Here is a 16,484-nt window from a genome sequence, read left to right as displayed (position 1 = left end):
GATTACTGCACCGGATCAGTCAGTTCTGGCCGCCCGGCCCCCCGATCCCGCACCGGCACCGCCGCGAACAGCTCCTTCGGCGGGGGCGGCGGGCTGCGGTCGACGTAGCACTCCGCCGCGGCCGGCGCCCCGACCCGCTTGCTCACCAGCCGGGCAACCTCCACGATGCGCTCGCGGCCGCCCGCCCACACCCGCACCTCGTCCCCGGGTACCACGGGTTGCGCGGGTTTGGCCGTGGCGCCGTTGATCTTCACGTGCCCGCCCCGGCACGCCGACGCCGCCGCCGAGCGGGTCTTGAACAGCCGCACCGACCAGGTCCAGGCGTCCACGCGGGTCACAGCGACACCAGCCGGACGTCGTGAATCCCGTTGTCCTGCAATCGCAGCGTCATGTACGTGCACGCCGGTTGACGACGGCGATCGGTCGGCGACCCGGGGTTGATCAACCGCATCCCACGCTCGGTGACCGTGTCCCACGGAATGTGGCTGTGGCCGAAGACCAGCAGGTCGACGTCGGGATACGCGGCGTCCGCACGCTTCTCGCGTCCGGTCTTCGCCCCGGTCTCGTGCACGACGGCGACGCGGACGCCCTCGATCGTGCGGCGATCGACCTCCGGGATCAGCGCCCGGAGATCGTCGCCGTCGTTGTTGCCCCAGCACGCCATGAGGTCCGAGGACCGTTCTCGCAGTGCGTGATACAGCTCCACCGCCATCCAGTCACCCGCGTGGATCACCAGGTCGGCGCGGTCCACCTCGTCCCACACCGGCGCGGGCAGATCCTTCGCGCGGGTGGGGACGTGGGTGTCGGCGAGGAGCAGCACCTGCATGTCAGTCCTTCGGACCGCCGGCCACGTAGACCACCTGGCCGGAGACGAATCCGGCTCCCTCGCTGCAGAAGAAGGACGCCGTGTGCGCGATGTCCTCGGGCTGGCCGACGCGGTTCACGGGGATCTGCGACGCCGCCCCCTTCTTGAAGTCCTCGAAGGGCACGCCGACCCGCTCCGCCGTCGTGGCCGTCATCTCGGTCTCGATGAACCCGGGGGCGATCGCGTTGACCGTCACGTTGTACCGACCCAGCTCGATGGCCAGGGTCTTGGTGAAGCCCTGCATGCCGGCCTTGGCGGCGGCGTAGTTGGCCTGCCCGCGGTTGCCCAGCGCCGACGTCGACGACAGGTTCACGATGCGACCCCACTTCTCCTCGACCTGGTGCTTCTGCACCTCGCGGGACATGAGGAAGGCGCCGCGCAGGTGCACGCCCAGGACGGCGTCCCAGTCGTCGACGGACATCTTGAACAGCAGGTTGTCGCGCAGGATGCCGGCGTTGTTGACCAGGATCGTGGGCTTGCCGAAGTCGGTGGCGATGCGCTCGACGGCCGAGACGACCGACTGCTCGTCGGCGACGTTCGCCCCGACCCCGATGGCCTGTCCACCGGCCGCGGTGATGGCGTCGACGGTGGTGGCGCACGCCGCCTCGTCCAGATCGACCACGGCCACGCCGTACCCGTCCGCCGCGAGCCGCTTGGCCACGGCTGCACCGATTCCGCGCGCACTTCCCGTGACGATTGCCGTCCTGACCTGATCGCTCACAGCTACCCTTTCGTCGTTCGGCACCGAAACCCGCGTCGGCTCTCGTTCTTTCTATCAGCGCACCCGGCGCGCCCCGACGGAAAGGCGTTCGTCATGCCCTCGCGACTCAACCCGTACCTGTCCTTCCGCGACACCGCGCGCGAGGCCATGGAGTTCTACCGGGACGTCTTCGGCGGAGACCTGACCGTGTCCACGTTCGGCGAGTCCGGCATGCCGGTCGAGCCCGCCGAGAACGATCTGGTCATGCACGCCCAGCTCGAGACACCGAGCGGTTTCCTGCTCATGGGCGCGGACACGCCGTCGTCGATGTCGGTGTCCACCAACGGCACCGTGTCGCTCAGCGGCGACGACGAGGCCGATCTGCGGCGCTGGTGGGACGGTCTGTCCGAGGGCGCCACCCCGGGCGTGCCACTGGAGAAGGCGCCGTGGGGCGACACCTTCGGCATGCTCACCGACCGCTACGGCATCGGCTGGATGGTGAACATCGCCGGCTGAGCCGGCTCGTCAGTACTCGCTCACCGAGAGTTCGACGGCGACCTGGAGGTACTCGGCGACGGTGCGCGCGATGGTGATCGGCTTCTCCGGCAGCGTCAGGTCCGGCACGTCGATGTGCACGCTCGCACCGCGGTAGCGGCCGGGCGGCGGACCGTAGTGCAGGCCCATCACCACCAGGGTGGGGTCGACGCCCTTCGCCCGGGCGCGCGCGACGATGTGGCCGATGCCGCTGCCGACGTGCTGCAGCACCGTCGGGTCACCCTCGTTGCACGTGCCCTCGGGGAACAGCGCGAGGTCGTCGCCGCGCCGGAGGCGCTCGGCGCAGACGTCCATCATGAGATTCCCGGCGCGCGCCGCGGCACGCAGACCGTGGTCCTTGCCACGGAACACCGGAATGCCGCCCATCATGTCGATGCGACGGCGCTGCGACGTCCGCTCGGCAATCGCCCGACCACGTGTGCGCCCCGGCTCGGTCTCGACGAACAGCTCGTCCTTCGCGAGGACGCGAGTGCGGCCGATCACCGGTCGCAACGCGCTCGACCAGGCCGCCGCGGCCACGGTGTACGGATCGGTGTCGCTCACGTGGTTGACCGCAACGATCAATCGGCTGTCGTCGTAGATCAGGCTGCGCAGCCGCTCGCGGGCACCCACTCCGTAGTGCACCCGCGGTCGGAAGCGGCCGGCGAGAGCCCCGTAGGCCAGGCGCGCCACGCGCCGATTCTGCTGGTGAGAAAGGTAGTAGTCGTAGACGGCGTCGGCATTCTCCAGCGCGACCACGGGGCGATCCATGTCCGAATCCTATGCGTCGTCGCTGGTTCTGCGATTTGTTCTGACATTTCGAGCGAGCCGTGTATGGTCTGGGTCACAGGCGGAGACCCCGTCTTTGTTCGGACATGGAAAGGTGTGTGCACCCGTGAACGCAGCCCCCCATCGCGTCGTGGTCGTCGGTTCCGGCTTCGGTGGCCTCTTCGCCACCAAGGCCCTGCGCCGCAGCGACGTGGAGGTCACCCTGGTCGCGCGCACCGCCCACCATCTGTTCCAGCCGCTGTTGTACCAGGTGGCCACCGGGATCCTGTCCGAGGGCGAGATCGCGCCGTCGACACGCATCGTGCTCCGCGACCAGCGCAACGCGAACGTGCTCATCGGAGACGTCACCGACATCGACCCGGACACCCGCACCGTGACGTCGGTGCACCGCGGCCGCGTCACCGTGACGCCGTACGACAGCGTGATCGTCGCCGCCGGCGCCGGCCAGTCGTACTTCGGCAACGACCGGTTCGCCGAGTTCGCGCCCGGCATGAAGACCCTCGACGACGCCCTCGAGCTCCGCGGCCGCATCATGAACGCGTTCGACGCCGCCGAGCTCGCCACCGACCCCGCCGAGCGGGCCCGCCTGTTGACCTTCGTCGTCGTCGGTGCGGGGCCGACGGGCGTGGAGATGGCCGGCCAGATCGCCGAGCTGTCCAAGCGGACCCTCGCCGGCACGTTCCGCACGATCGACCCCCGGGACGCCCGGATCGTGCTGCTCGATGCCGCACCGAAGGTGCTGCCGCCGTTCGCGGATTCCCTGGGCGAGCACGCGCGCCGCCGCCTCGAGTCCCTCGGGGTCGAGGTCACCCTGAACGCCGCGGTCACCGATGTGGATACCGACGGCCTGGTGGTCCGTGCCGCCGACGGCACCGAGCACCGCATCGAGGCGGCCACCAAGGTCTGGTCCGCCGGCGTCTCGGCCAGCCCGCTCGGCGCGATGCTGGCGTCGAAGTCCGATGCCGAGATCGACCGTGCCGGAAGGGTTCTGGTGAACCCGGACCTGACCGTGCCGGGACTGCCGAACGTGTTCGTCGTCGGCGACATGATGGCGCTCGACGGTCTGCCGGGTGTCGCGCAGGTGGCGATCCAGGGCGGCCGCTACGCCGCACGCGTCATCGCGGACGAGGTGAAGGCCGCGGCCGAGGGACGTCCCGTTCCCGAACGCCGTCCCTTCCGCTACCGCGACAAGGGCAGCATGGCGACGGTGTCGCGCTTCTCCGCCGTCGCCCAAGTGGGCCCGGTGAAGATCACGGGGTTCCTCGCCTGGCTGATGTGGCTGGTGGTCCACGTGGCGTACGTCGTCGGGTTCAAGAGCCGCCTGACCACGGTGTGCAACTGGGCGTGGACGTTCCTCGGCCGCACCAGGACTCAGCTCACCGTCACCCACCAGCAGACGGAAGCGCGGCTGGCACTCGGGCGCCTGGTGTCGCTCGAGGACGCCCGCGCAGCGCGCGAGACCCCCGTGCGGCCGGAGCAGCTCGCCGGCTGACTCTAGGCTGGGTTCATGAGCGAACCGTCTCGCGCGCAGTCGCTCCTGATCGCCTCCCATCCCGGCCCGGCGGTGGCGGTCACCTCCATCGCCGCCGCGCTGGCCGCGCGGCTCGGCGCGTCGCCCCTGCAGCTGGTCACCCTCGTCGTGGCCGTCGCCAGTGGGCAACTGCTGACCGGGTGGACCAACGACCTTCTCGACGCCGACCGGGACCACGCCGTCGGACGCGCGGACAAGCCGCTGGCACGAGGCACGGTGACGCGCAACGCCGTTCGGCGTGCGATCGCACTGTCTCTGATCGTCTGCGCGGTGGCGTCCCTGCTTCTGGGTCTGCTGCCCGGGGTGCTGCACCTCGCGCTCGGGGTGGGGGCGGCGTTCGCGTACAACGCCGGGGTGAAATCGACGGTGCTGTCCTGGCTGCCCTACACGGTGGCGTTCGGCGCCCTGCCGGCCGTGGTGTCCCTCGCGATCGACGACGCGCTCCCGCCGGCCTGGATGATCGCCGTGGGAGCGATGCTGGGGTTCGGCGCACACCTGGTGAACGTGGCACCCGACCTGGCCGACGATCGGGCGACGGGCGTCGTCGGCTTCGCGCATCGACTGCCTCCCGCCGCGGTGGCGCCGACGGCCGCCCTCGTGCTCTCGGTCGCGTCGATCGTCGGGGTGTGGGGGGCGCGCGGGTTCGATGCGATCGGCCTGGCGTTCCTCGCCGCGGTGGGTGTGTGCGCGATCGTCGCGCTGACGGGGACGGGCCGACGCCCGTTCCAGGCGGCCATCGCGATCGCCGCGCTGGACGTCGCGGTGCTCGTCACCGGCTGAGCGCAGCGGTGCTCGTCACCGCCCGAGCGCAGCGGTGCTCGTCACCGCCCGAGCGGGCTACTCGCTGTCGACGACCTCGAGGTCGGCGTCGTCCCGGAACACCAGTCGCCCGTCGTCGAGGGCCACGGCCCAGCGGTGCGGGACGGCCCAGGTGCGGCCGCCGGTGTCGCCGGTCAACGTCCCTGCGTAATCGTCGACCACGGTGCCGAGTACGGCGTCGGACGGCGTGTCGGTCTCGTCACCGGAGTCGGAGACAGCCGACGTCGCACGAACGCGAGCGCCGACGCGCAACCCGGCCTCGCCGACGTCGTCCCCGTTCTCCGAGACCTGCGTGGCGTCGTCGTCGGCCTCGGGCGCGACGATCGGATCCGCGTCGACGTTCGACGCGACGGACTGTTCGGTGACGGTAGTCATGGCGACCTCCTGCGTTCCTGCTCTTCCCCGACCGTCGAGGATTTCCCATCACTGGGCCGATCACACCTCGATCGTCATCTCATTGTGACCGTGCCCGGGCGTTTCGGGAAGGAACAATCCCGATTGCGACCGGGTTCAGCGGTATATAGTTGACTCGTCAATCATATGACGGATCATCGGAACCCAGGAGGAACCCCATGCCCGCCGTGACCGTCGACAACGTCCTCGCCCTCCCCCGCCTCGACACACCCGGCCCGGACGCCGTCTCCCGCCCGATTCGCACCGTGACCACCGCCCCGACCGGCTACGAGGGCGAGGGATTCCCGGTGCGCCGGGCCTTCGCCGGGATCGACATGGCTCGCCTCGATCCGTTCATCCACATGGACCAGATGGGCGAGGTGAACTACGCCCCCGGTGAGCCGAAGGGCACCCCGTGGCACCCGCACCGCGGCTTCGAGACCGTCACCTACATGATCGACGGGATCATGGACCACCAGGACTCGCACGGTGGCGGCGGTTCCATCACCGGCGGCGACACGCAGTGGATGACGGCCGGCAGCGGCATCCTGCACATCGAGGCCCCGCCGGAACACCTCGTGATGTCCGGTGGGCTCTTCCACGGAGTTCAGCTGTGGGTCAACCTCCCGCGGGAGAACAAGATGGCATCTCCGCGCTACCAGGACATCACGGGCGGTCAGGTCGCGCTCCTGTCCAGCTCCGACGGCGGCGCGCTGATCCGGGTCATCGCCGGCGAGATCGACGGGCACGCCGGGCCGGGCTCCACGCACACTCCGATCACGTTGTCTCACATCACCGTTGCTCCGGGTGCGTCGGTGAGGGTGCCGTGGAATCCTCGCTACAACGCGATCGCCTACGTGCTGGCCGGGGCCGGCACCGTCGGCGAGGAGCGTCGGCCGGTCCGCATGGGCCAGACCACCGTCTTCGGGTCCGGGGACACCCTCACGGTCGCCGCGTCCGACGGTCCCGAGCCGCTCGAGGTCTTCCTCCTCGGCGGAGAGCCGATCCGTCAGCCCATCGCCATGGCCGGGCCGTTCGTGATGAACACGAAAGCCGAAGTGTTGCAGGCGTTCGAGGACTTCCAGGCAGGACGGTTCGGTCAGCCCTGAGCCGAGCCGATCACCACGGTGGCGTCCCGCTCGCCGTCGTGGTGGATCCGCGGACGGAGACCGGACGCCTGCATGATCGCCGCCGCGGCGTCGGCCTGCGCGGCGGAGGTCTCGACGAGGAGTGACCCGGTGGGCGTCAACCACCGGGTCACCTCGCCGGCGACGCGGCGTTGGAGATCGAGTCCGTCCGGTCCTCCGTCGAGGGTGACGCGCGGTTCGCTCTCGCGCGCCTCCCGCGGCATCGACGCCACCGCCGCCGTCGGCACGTAGGGGGTGTTGGCGCAGACGACGTCGACGCGGCCGCGCAGCGCGGCGGGCAGAGCGTCGAACAGATCGCCGTGGAACACCCTGTCCGGCGGCAGGTTCCGGCGAGCGCACGCGACGGCAGCGGGGTCGACGTCCGCGGCGTAGACCGTCGCGACGTCGGCCATCGCGCGCCCGATCGCGCCGGACCCACAACACAGGTCGACCACCACGGCGCCGGGCCTCACCAGTTCGCGGGCCACGTCGACCAGCGCCTCGGTGCGACGTCGGGGGACGAACACCCCCGGTTCGACCACGACACGGTGGCCGCTGAACTCCGCCCAGCCGACGATCGTCTCGAGCGGCTCGCCCGCCACTCGGCGACGCACCCAGGTCCGCAGCACGTCGTCGTCCGGCGCCTCGGTCCGCAGCAGCCGCGCCTCGTCCTCGGCGAAGACACAACCCGCCCGGCGCAACTGCGCCGTGAGTCGGTCGTGGCCGTGATCGCGGGGCTCGGTCACCCGTCGGCGAGCCGCTCGATCGCGTGCATCGGGATGCTCAGCCATCCCGGTCGGTTCCGGGCCTCGTACACCGCTTCGTACACGGCCTTGTCCAGCTCGTACGCGCGGAGCAGCGCGAGGTTCTCGCGCGGATCACGCCCCGCTTCCTCCGCGTATCCGTCGAGGAACGCGGTCACCGTCCGGTCGACCCACTCGCGCGCGAGTCGCTCGGCCGCCACTCGTTCGGCGTCGTCGGGGAGGTCGACCACGCGGCTCATGGCGGCGTAGTCCACGGACCGAACCATGCCGGCGACGTCACGGAGCGGACTGTCGGGCGTGCGACGCTCGTCGACGCTGCGCGACGGCTCGCCCTCGAAGTCGATCAGTACCCACAGGTCCGGCGTCCGCAGCACCTGCCCCAGGTGCAGATCACCGTGAATGCGCTGGGTGTCCACGGCGGTCTCTCCCGCGGCCTCGATCAACGCCCGGACGCGGGGCAGTGCGGCGTCGAGTCCCTCCACGACGGGCAGCGCGGACTCGACCCGGGCAGAGATGGCGGCCGTGGTCTCGGCCGCGGGTGCGATCGAGGTGCCGAGAACTCGGGCCAGGTCACGGTGCACCGAGGCGACCGCACCCCCCAGCGAGCGCGCCTCCCCGGTGAAGTCCCCGGCGCCGAGATCGCCGGCGGCCAGCACGGCGTCCACCGCCTCCAGTGCGGCGGTCCAGCCCTCGGACGCCCCGGCGACGAAGTCCTGCATCATGCCGAGGGTCGTCTCGTCGTGTCGCACGTCGGCTTCGATCCACCCCCGCAGTGTCGCGACGTGCGCGCTCTCGGCCCGGCCCAGCGCCTGATGCAACTCGACGTCCGGGTTGACGCCGACCGCCACGCGGCGGAACAGCTTGAGCAGGAATCGATCTCCCACGACGACCGACGTGTTGGACTGCTCGGCGCCCAGCACGCGGCCGGACAGACCCGTCGGCAGATCCGCACCGGGCACCGCGAGGAACCGCACGTCGCCGGTGCCGCCCGTCGCGAGGAGGTCGGACAGCAGACCGATCACGGACGGATCCCGCAGGCCGTCGTAGACCACGCATCCCGACCGGGCTCCGCCCTGCCCGCCCGCACCGTCCGTGCGCAACAGAACCGCGGGCTCGAGGTCCTCGTCGACCTCGGCGCGGACCCCCACCGGGACCTGGAACACCTGACTGTCGGCGCCCTCGAGATGCACCTCCACCAGCAGGTGCACCAGGGTGAGGTCAACCGTCGTCGCGAGCGTTTCACGGGTGAGGACGTCCACGCCGGTCACGGTGTGGCCCTTGGCCGAGAACCACCGTTGCTCGGGGAGCCAGGAACCCAGGGCGGCCGTGAGCTCGGCGTCCGTGGGGGACGCCGGAGCAGTGGCCTCGGGCTCCGGGATCGCGGACTCGGCCGGGGTGGACGGTTCCGGCGCGGACGGCGTCGAGGAAGACATGGCCAACCTGTACCCGGAAATTCCGGCCCGTGCACCCCGAGCCTCGACCGCGGGCGCGAGTTCTGCCACGGAATCGGGCGAAACCCCGCGGATCCGCGGTTCCTCGACGGATCGTGTGGGAGAACTCGCGGGCGTGAGGGCCCGCAACTCGGCCGGACCGACGGGATCCCGTCCGGACGGACGACCTGCGGGCACCCACGCCCGCCCCGACTCGGCGTCAGGCCCGGTCGTGAAGCGTGAGGTGATAACCGTCCGGATCGGCGACGGTGAACGTACGCCCGAAGGGACCGTCGAACGGGGCGGTGACGATGGTGGCGCCGTCGGCCGCCAGTCCGTCGTGGATGGCCTGGACGTCGTCGGCGTGGAACCACAGTGCCACTCCGAGTCCGGGTTTCGCGGCATCGAGGTCGGTGCCGGGGACCAGCTCCCGGAGGGCGAAGGCAATCGGGGTGGTGGTGAACACGACCGCATGGGGCGGGCCGCCCGGTGACGGCTGCAGCCCGAACCACCGCTCGTAGAACGCCTGCGAGGCCGCGAGATCGCGGACCTGCAGGGAAACGAAATCGAGACCGGTGACCGTCATGGTGTGCTCCTCTGCATCGCTGTGTCAGTTATCTGACACGGACAACTATGTCAGAATCCTGACATGAGTCAAGGCCGCGACGGGATCGACCTCGAGGTGTCGGTGGGGTATCTGCTCAAGGAGGCCGCGACCGCGCTGCGGCTCGCGATGGAGGAGGTGCTGCGGCCGCTCGAGCTCACCGTGACGCGGTACTCGTGCCTCGAGCTGCTGTCGCAGCGACCGGGACTCTCGAACTCCGAGCTCGCCCGCGGCGCCTTCGTGACGCGGCAGTCGATGAACGTCCTGCTGCGCACGATGGAGGCGGACGGCGAGGTCGTCCGTCCCGACCAGGCCGCCGTCGGCAAGGTCCTGCCCGCCCGTCTGACTCCCGCCGGCGCCGCGAAACTGGCCCGCGCCAGCGCTGCCGTACGCGAGGTGGAGCAGCGGATGCTGAGCGGCCTGGACGACGTCGACGAGGCCCGCCGGATGCTGCGCGCCATGGTCGATGCGCTGAGCGACCCCGAGCCCGGTTCGTCCTGAACACCGACCGGTGCCCCGTGCGGCGCCCGCCGGGTTTGGGCAGGATGGGGACCATGACCACGGCAGAGTCCCCCATCCGCGAATCCCGCCCGTCCGGCCTCGACCTGGCCTGGGTCGACCCGTCCACCCGTGCGCAGGACGACCTGTTCGAGCACGTCAACGGACGGTGGCTCGCCGAATACGAGATCCCCGCGGATCGAGCCGTCGACGGTGCGTTCCGCACCCTGTACGACCGCGCCGAGGAACACGTCCGCGACATCGTGACCGAGTGCGCGGCGTCGAACCCGGCGCCGGGCAGCGACGCCGCGAAGATCGGTGACCTCTACGCCGCCTTCATGGACGCCGAGGCTATCGAGGCCGCGGGCATCTCGCCGATCGCCGACGAACTCGCGGCGGTCGCGGCTGCGGCGGACCGCGAGACCCTGGCCCGGGTCCTCGGCGGGCTGGCGCGCACCGGTGTCGGCGGCGCACTGGCGCACTACGTGGACACCGACTCCAAGCAGTCCGACCGCTATCTGATGCACGTGACGCAGTCCGGTCTCGGGCTGCCCGACGAGTCCTACTACCGCGGCGACGAGCACGCCGAGCTACGGGAGAAGTACGTCGCCCACATCGGACGCATGTTCTCTCTCGCCGGCGTGTCCGACGACGCCGCCACCGTGCTCGACGTCGAGACCGCGGTGGCCGCCGGGCACTGGGACGTGGTGAAGCGGCGCGACGCCGAGCTCTCCTACAACCTGCGCACATGGGCCGACCTGACCGCCGAAGCACCCGGATTCGACTGGGACGCATGGGTGTCCGGTACCGGAGCCACGACAGAGCAGTGGGCCGAGGTGGTGGTGCGCCAGCCGTCGTTCGTCACCACGTTCGCGCAGGAGTGGTCCGATCGCAGCCTCGACGAGTGGAAGGCGTGGGCCACGTGGCGCATCGTCCACTCGCGGGCGCCGTATCTCACTGCGGGCCTCGTCGACGAGAACTTCGACTTCTACGGCCGCACGCTCACCGGTACGGAGGAGAACCGCGAACGATGGAAGCGCGGGGTGTCGCTGGTGCAGGACCTGATGGGCGAGGCCGTCGGAAAACTGTACGTGGAGCGGCACTTCCCGCCGGAGTCGAAGGCGCGGATGCAGGACCTCGTGGCCAATCTGGTCGAGGCGTACCGACGCAACATCACCGACCTCGAGTGGATGAGCCCGGAGACCCGCACCGCCGCCCTGGCCAAGCTCGACCGCTTCACCCCGAAGATCGGCTACCCCGACACCTGGCGGGACTACTCCGCACTCGAGATCGACGCCGCGGACCCTGTCGGCAACTACCGCCGCGGGTACGAGTTCGAGTACCGACGCGATCTGGGCAAGCTCGGCGGTCCGGTCGACCGCGGGGAGTGGTTCATGACCCCGCAGACCGTCAACGCCTACTACAACCCCGGCATGAACGAGATCGTCTTCCCCGCCGCGATTCTGCAGCCCCCGTTCTTCGATCCCGAGGCCGACGACGCCGCCAACTACGGCGGGATCGGCGCGGTGATCGGGCACGAGATCGGCCACGGTTTCGACGATCAGGGGGCGAAGTACGACGGGGACGGCAACCTGGTGGACTGGTGGACCGACAGCGACCGTTCCGAATTCGGCACGCGCACCACGGCGTTGATCGAGCAGTACGACGCTTTCGAGCCGAAGGCCCTGCCCGGCCATCACGTCAACGGCAAGTTCACGATCGGCGAGAACATCGGCGACCTCGGGGGCCTGTCCATCGCGGTCGAGGCCTACCGCATCTCGCTCGAGGGCCGCGAGGCACCGGAGATCGACGGACTGTCGGGGCTGCAGCGGGTGTTCTTCGGCTGGGCGCAGGTGTGGCGCACGAAGGCTCGTGACGCCGAGGCCCTGCGCCGGCTGTCCATCGATCCGCACTCGCCCCCGGAGTTCCGCTGCAACGGCGTGGTGCGCAACCTCGACAGCTTCCACGAGGCGTTCGGGGTGACCGAGGGCGACGCTCTGTATCTCGATCCGGCCGAGCGCGTACGCATCTGGTGATTCCGAGCGAATCGTGCGCCTCGGCGTCGACGCCGGCGGAATCCCGTCGGCCTCGGCGCCGGGCCGCACACGCGCTCAGCGGATGCGGTCCCCGGACTCCGCGTCGAAGAAGAACACCTCGTCCGGCGCCGGCCTGACCCGCAGGCGCTGACGCGGATCGACCACCGTGCGGCGATCCACCCGCACCACGACGCGCCCGCCGCGAGCCGTCCACCCGGCGTCGGCCGCCGGGGTGGAGTAGGCGAAGGACTCGGCCCCGAGTTCCTCCACCAGGTCGGTGACCAGCTCGACCGACTCGGAGTCGTTCTCGCCGACCAGGTCCCAGCTCTCCGGGCGCACACCGACCACGATGCGCCCCCCGTGCCCGGACGGGACCGGCACGCGGAGCCCGCCCAGCACGGCGTGGCCGTTCTGGACGTCGGCCTCGAGCAGGTTCATGGCCGGCGATCCGATGAAGGACGCCACGAAGTCGTTCACCGGATTCGCGTACAACTCACGGGGACTCGCGACCTGCTGCAGGTGCCCGGCCTTCAGGACGGCGACGCGGTCACCCATGGTCATGGCCTCGACCTGGTCGTGGGTGACGTACACCGTGGTTGTTCCCAGGCGCCGCTGCAACCCGGCGATCTGGGAGCGCGTGCTGACCCGCAGCTTGGCGTCGAGGTTCGACAGCGGCTCGTCCATGCAGAACACCTCGGGGCGGCGAACGATCGCCCGGCCCATGGCCACACGCTGACGCTGGCCGCCGGAGAGCTTGCCCGGCCGCCGGTCGAGGAGCGGCTCGAGCTCGAGCATCCGAGCCGCCTCCTCGACGCGAGAGCGCGTGTCCTCCTTGCTCATTCCCGCGTTACGGAGTGCGAACCCCATGTTGTCCGCCACCGTCATGTTGGGATAGAGCGCGTAGTTCTGGAACACCATGGCGACGTCGCGGTCCTTCGGCGCGAGGCCGCTGACGTCCTTGCCGCCGATCTCGATGCGGCCGCTCTCGACCGCCTCGAGGCCGGCGAGCATCCGCAGGGACGTCGACTTCCCGCATCCCGACGGGCCGACCAGGACGAGGAACTCCCCGTCCGCGATCTCGAGGTCCAGCCCCTCCACCGACGGATGCGGAGCGCCCGCGTACCGATGGGTGGTGCCGACGAAGTTGACCGAAGCCATGATGGTGGGTCCCGTTCCTTACTTGGGCAGCTTGGGCGTGATCTGGCGATCGATGATCTGCTGCAACTGATCCTGCATGCCGCTGAACGTCGAGGCGACGTCCGCGTTCTGCAGGGCGATCTGCTCGAGGCCGGTCCCGATGATCTTGTCGCCGCCGGGGACGAACACGCGGGCGTAGTCCTGCGAGCGGGTGCGCGAGAGCTGGTCCACCGCCGTCCGCGAGCGCGGGTTCTGCTCGAGGAAGGCCACCTCGGACGGATCGCTCGCGGCGGCCTTGCGCACCGGCATGTAGCCGACGTTCTGCGAGAAGTAGACCGTCGACTCGGTGTTGGTGACGAAGTCGATGAACTTGAGGGCGTTGATCTTGCGCTCGTCCGGAATGTTCGCCGGAATCGCCAGACCCGCTCCGCCGGTGGGGCATCCGGGGGTTCCGGGCTCGGCCGGCAGGAAGGCGGTGCCGAAGTCGAACTTGGCGTTCGCGGTGATACCGGACAGGTCGCCGGTGGAGGCGATGGTCGAGGCGAGCAGCCCCGCACCGAAGTCGTTGGCGATGTCGTTGGAGACGGCCGCGTACTTCTTGGTGTGGATCATCTCCTTGAGGAAGTTGCCGGCGGCGATGGTGCGCTCGTCGGTGAACTTCAGGTCGAACTGGTCGGAGTAGCTGCCGCCGAAGGTCCAGATCGGTCCCTCGTAGGTCCAGCCGAGGTAGTCCTCGGCGTTGCCCCACCCGTGCGCGAGCTTGCCGTTGCCGACCACCCGCTGCAGTTCCGGGCCCCACTGGTCGAATTCCTGCCAGGTGGCGGGACCGCGGTCGGGCAGTCCGGCGGCCGACCAGACGTCCTTGTTGTAGTAGAACAGCGGGGTCGACCGCGCGTAGGGCAGCGCCCAGGTCTTGTCGTTCCAGTTGTAGTCGGCCACCAGCGAGTCCACGTACTCGCTCGTGTTCACCCCCGCCTGCGAGAACAGGTCGTCCAGCGGCGAGATCGCGCCCAGCAGAGCGAAGTTGAACCACCAGACGTCCGAGAGCAGGACGACGTCGGGCAGCGAGCCGCCGGAAAGCGCGGCGTTGAACTTCTGCGCGATCTCCTCGTAGTTCTTGCCGCCGTCGATCATCTGGACCGTCAGGTCCGGGTTGGCGGCCTGGAAGCGCGAGATCAGCTCGTTCTCGACGTCCTTCGAGCTACCGGGGTGCGACGACCAGAAGGTGATCGTGTTCGCGTCCCCACCGGAGCCCGAGCCGGGCGACGACGTGGAACTCGTTCCTGCACAAGCGGTGAGGGCGGCGCTCGCCGCGACGGCGCCCGCCGCTCCGGCGGCTCCGAGGAAACCCCGACGAGAGAGATGCATGTCGACTCCTGTGTTGGTGGTGTGCGCGAGAGGAAGGCCGGTCAGCCCTTGACGGCGCCGGAGGTCAGACCCTTGATCATGTGCCGCTGGAGGGCGAGGAACACGATCAGGATGGGGATCATCGTGAGCACGGTGCCGGCCATCACCGGCCCCCAGTTGGTCACGCCGTCGTTGTTCTGCAGCTGGGTGAGCCCCACCGGCAGCGGTGCGACGGAGGAATCGTCGGACATCAGGAACGGCCAGAGGTACTCGTTCCACTCGTTGACCACGGTGATCGTCGCGAACGCCACCATGGTCGGCCCGGACAGCGGCAGTACCACTCGGAAGAGCAATCGCACGGGACCGGCGGCGTCCATGCGCGCGGCCTCGATGATCTCCTGCGGAATGGACAGGAAGTGATTCCGCATGAGGAACGTGCCGAAGGCGACGCCGGCCAGCGGCACGATGATGCCTTGGAACGTGTTACGCCACCCCAACTGTGCGACCAGAGCGTAGTTGGAGATGACGGTGATCTGGTTCGGCACCATCAGCGCGGCGATGATGACGAGGAACACGATCGTCTTGCCCGGAAAGCGCAGGAACACCAGTCCGTAGGCACTGAGCACACCGAGGACGAACTTCACGACGGCGAGAATGCTGGTGATGATCAGCGAGTTCTTCAGGAACGTCCAGAACGGCACCGTCGAGGTCGCGTCGACGTAGTTCTCCGGCCGGAACACGCTGGGCCACCAGATGGACGGCTGCACGTAGATGTCGCCGCGTTCCTTGAACGAGGTGACGAGGATCCAGAACAGCGGCAGCCCGATGATGACGATGACGACGACCATGGCGGCGTACCCGAACAGGCTCGAGAGCCGCCGACGCCGGTCCGCGTCGAGCTGCGCCGGCGGAACCGCGGTGGTGGTCATCGGGCGTCACCTCGATCCATGACTCGAACTTGCAACACGGTGATGACCAGCAACACCAGGAACATGACGGTGGCGACGGTGGCCCCGTATCCGGCGCGGAAGTTGCGGAACGACTCCTCGTACACCTGATAGACCATCGTGGTGGTGCCGGTGCCCAGCGGGCCACCGCGCGTCATCACGTTGATGATGTCGAAGACCTGCAGCGAGTTCAGCATGACGGTGATCGACAGGAAGAACGTGGTGGGCCGCAGTTGCGGCAACGTGACCTTGCGGAAGGTGGTCCAGCGGCTCGCACCGTCGATCTGCGCGGCCTCGCTCAGATCCTGCCGAAGGCCCTGCAGCGCAGCGAGATAGATGACGAAGGCGTAGCCCAGGTTCTTCCACAGATAGGTCACGGTGACCATGAACAACGCCCAGCCGGGACTCTGGTAGAAATCCGGGACGTTCTCGAACCCGATGCGCCGCATCAGATCCTGGATCAACCCGAAGTTCGGATCGAAGACGAACTGGAAGGCGACACCGATCGCGGCGCCCGAGATGACGAACGGCGCGAACACGGCGGAGCGAACCACGTTGCGGCCCCGGAGCTTCCGATCCAGCAGCATGGCCAGGACGAGACCCAACAGCATGCTGCCCGCCACGGCCGCGATCGTGAAGATCACGGTGTTGGACACGATCTGCCAGGTGTCGCTCCGTCCCCACCACTCGCGGTAGTTCGCGAGCCCGATGAACGTCGAGGTGGGCGAGCTGATGTTCCAGTCGAAGAACGACAGCCGGATGTTGTCCACCAGCGGCCGGTAGGTGAAGACACCCAGCAGCACCAGGTTCGGCCCCACCAGGACGAGGAACAGGGCGTAGTCCCGCCAGGGTCGACGCAGGAAAGAGCGTTGCGCCGGAGGGAGTTCCGGCAGCGTCCGCTGCACGACGGGACGGCTCCGACCGATCGGTCGCCGAGGGGGCCGGGAGGCCGTCCGTCGAGGG

18 protein-coding genes are annotated in these 16,484 nt (G+C 69.4%); 6 read left to right on the top strand and 12 right to left on the bottom strand.

Annotated elements, in window-relative coordinates; all coding sequences use genetic code 11:
• Positions 1–2: 2 nt before the first annotated feature.
• From BMZ18_RS05980 to BMZ18_RS05970, 3 genes are read right to left on the bottom strand one after another with little or no spacing between them, the layout of a single operon-like run.
• The gene (locus BMZ18_RS05980) at positions 3–338 is read right to left on the bottom strand and encodes an RNA-binding S4 domain-containing protein (protein WP_074922034.1); all 336 of its coding nucleotides are present in this window, start codon (positions 336–338) and stop codon (positions 3–5) included.
• A complete protein-coding gene (locus BMZ18_RS05975) occupies positions 335–826 on the bottom strand; it encodes a metallophosphoesterase family protein (RefSeq protein ID WP_074922032.1) in 492 nt (163 codons plus the stop codon). The genes BMZ18_RS05980 and BMZ18_RS05975 overlap by 4 nt, the downstream gene beginning before the upstream one ends.
• Position 827: 1 nt before the next feature.
• A complete protein-coding gene (locus BMZ18_RS05970) occupies positions 828–1,586 on the bottom strand; it encodes an SDR family oxidoreductase (protein ID WP_074922030.1) in 759 nt (252 codons plus the stop codon).
• A 93-nt stretch (positions 1,587–1,679) separates the two neighbouring features.
• On the opposite strand from BMZ18_RS05970, the gene BMZ18_RS05965 reads away from it, so the two are divergent.
• Positions 1,680–2,081 carry a VOC family protein gene (locus BMZ18_RS05965; protein ID WP_074922029.1) on the top strand — a complete coding sequence of 134 codons (402 nt, stop codon included), beginning with the start codon at positions 1,680–1,682 and terminating at the stop codon, positions 2,079–2,081.
• Positions 2,082–2,090: 9 nt separating this feature from the next.
• Here BMZ18_RS05965 and BMZ18_RS05960 read toward each other — a convergent pair whose 3' ends face one another.
• The gene (locus BMZ18_RS05960) at positions 2,091–2,870 is read right to left on the bottom strand and encodes a lysophospholipid acyltransferase family protein (RefSeq protein ID WP_074922027.1); all 780 of its coding nucleotides are present in this window, start codon (positions 2,868–2,870) and stop codon (positions 2,091–2,093) included.
• A gap of 124 nt (positions 2,871–2,994) precedes the next feature.
• Here BMZ18_RS05960 and BMZ18_RS05955 point away from each other — a divergent pair, with 124 nt between their 5' ends.
• Both BMZ18_RS05955 and BMZ18_RS05950 read left to right on the top strand, forming a co-directional pair.
• On the top strand, positions 2,995–4,380 hold the full coding sequence (locus BMZ18_RS05955; RefSeq protein ID WP_235606374.1) for an NAD(P)/FAD-dependent oxidoreductase: 1,386 nt from the start codon (positions 2,995–2,997) through the stop codon (positions 4,378–4,380).
• A 15-nt stretch (positions 4,381–4,395) separates the two neighbouring features.
• Entirely contained in the window at positions 4,396–5,199 is an 804-nt protein-coding gene (locus BMZ18_RS05950) for a UbiA family prenyltransferase (protein ID WP_074922026.1), read from the top strand.
• Positions 5,200–5,256: 57 nt separating this feature from the next.
• Here BMZ18_RS05950 and BMZ18_RS05945 read toward each other — a convergent pair whose 3' ends face one another.
• Positions 5,257–5,490 (bottom strand): hypothetical protein, encoded by a 234-nt coding sequence (locus tag BMZ18_RS05945; RefSeq protein WP_069973069.1) that lies wholly within the window; start codon positions 5,488–5,490, stop codon positions 5,257–5,259.
• A 320-nt stretch (positions 5,491–5,810) separates the two neighbouring features.
• On the opposite strand from BMZ18_RS05945, the gene BMZ18_RS05940 reads away from it, so the two are divergent.
• Positions 5,811–6,740, top strand: coding sequence for a pirin family protein (locus BMZ18_RS05940; RefSeq protein ID WP_068366703.1), 930 nt, complete (start codon positions 5,811–5,813; stop codon positions 6,738–6,740).
• On the opposite strand, the gene BMZ18_RS05935 is transcribed toward BMZ18_RS05940, so the two are convergent.
• The 3 genes from BMZ18_RS05935 to BMZ18_RS05925 form a co-directional block, all read right to left on the bottom strand.
• Positions 6,731–7,504, bottom strand: coding sequence for a putative protein N(5)-glutamine methyltransferase (locus tag BMZ18_RS05935; protein WP_074922024.1), 774 nt, complete (start codon positions 7,502–7,504; stop codon positions 6,731–6,733). The two genes, BMZ18_RS05940 and BMZ18_RS05935, sit on opposite strands and share 10 nt — an antisense overlap.
• Positions 7,501–8,955, bottom strand: a complete 1,455-nt coding sequence (locus BMZ18_RS05930; RefSeq protein ID WP_083400180.1) for a maltokinase N-terminal cap-like domain-containing protein — start codon at positions 8,953–8,955, stop codon at positions 7,501–7,503. The genes BMZ18_RS05935 and BMZ18_RS05930 overlap by 4 nt, the downstream gene beginning before the upstream one ends.
• 217 nt (positions 8,956–9,172) lie before the next feature.
• Positions 9,173–9,538: a VOC family protein gene (locus BMZ18_RS05925; protein WP_068366603.1), complete on the bottom strand. Its 366-nt coding sequence runs from the start codon at positions 9,536–9,538 to the stop codon at positions 9,173–9,175.
• Between the two features lie 63 nt (positions 9,539–9,601).
• Between BMZ18_RS05925 and BMZ18_RS05920 the strand changes: the two genes are divergently transcribed.
• Both BMZ18_RS05920 and BMZ18_RS05915 read left to right on the top strand, forming a co-directional pair.
• Entirely contained in the window at positions 9,602–10,057 is a 456-nt protein-coding gene (locus BMZ18_RS05920; protein WP_074922023.1) for a MarR family winged helix-turn-helix transcriptional regulator, read from the top strand.
• Positions 10,058–10,110: 53 nt separating this feature from the next.
• Complete coding sequence (locus BMZ18_RS05915) at positions 10,111–12,090, top strand: M13 family metallopeptidase (RefSeq protein ID WP_074922051.1); 1,980 nt, start codon at positions 10,111–10,113, stop codon at positions 12,088–12,090.
• A gap of 75 nt (positions 12,091–12,165) precedes the next feature.
• Here the strand turns inward: BMZ18_RS05915 and BMZ18_RS05910 are convergent, their stop codons facing one another.
• The 4 genes from BMZ18_RS05910 to BMZ18_RS05895 are packed head-to-tail and all read right to left on the bottom strand — an operon-like array spanning position 12,166 to position 16,426.
• A complete protein-coding gene (locus BMZ18_RS05910) occupies positions 12,166–13,248 on the bottom strand; it encodes an ABC transporter ATP-binding protein (RefSeq protein ID WP_074922021.1) in 1,083 nt (360 codons plus the stop codon).
• A gap of 18 nt (positions 13,249–13,266) precedes the next feature.
• A complete protein-coding gene (locus BMZ18_RS05905; protein ID WP_068104681.1) occupies positions 13,267–14,595 on the bottom strand; it encodes an ABC transporter substrate-binding protein in 1,329 nt (442 codons plus the stop codon).
• A 41-nt stretch (positions 14,596–14,636) separates the two neighbouring features.
• Positions 14,637–15,503 carry a carbohydrate ABC transporter permease gene (locus tag BMZ18_RS05900; protein ID WP_074922019.1) on the bottom strand — a complete coding sequence of 289 codons (867 nt, stop codon included), beginning with the start codon at positions 15,501–15,503 and terminating at the stop codon, positions 14,637–14,639.
• Positions 15,500–16,426, bottom strand: a complete 927-nt coding sequence (locus tag BMZ18_RS05895) for a carbohydrate ABC transporter permease (RefSeq protein ID WP_235606372.1) — start codon at positions 16,424–16,426, stop codon at positions 15,500–15,502. Before BMZ18_RS05895 ends, BMZ18_RS05900 begins: the two co-directional genes overlap by 4 nt.
• Positions 16,427–16,484 lie beyond the last annotated feature (58 nt).

This window comes from Rhodococcoides kroppenstedtii (genome assembly GCF_900111805.1).
In the GTDB taxonomy this organism is placed as follows: domain Bacteria; phylum Actinomycetota; class Actinomycetes; order Mycobacteriales; family Mycobacteriaceae; genus Rhodococcoides; species Rhodococcoides kroppenstedtii.
The sequence above is the reverse complement of the archived record's forward strand: the minus strand, read 5'-3'. Positions and strand labels throughout refer to the sequence as shown.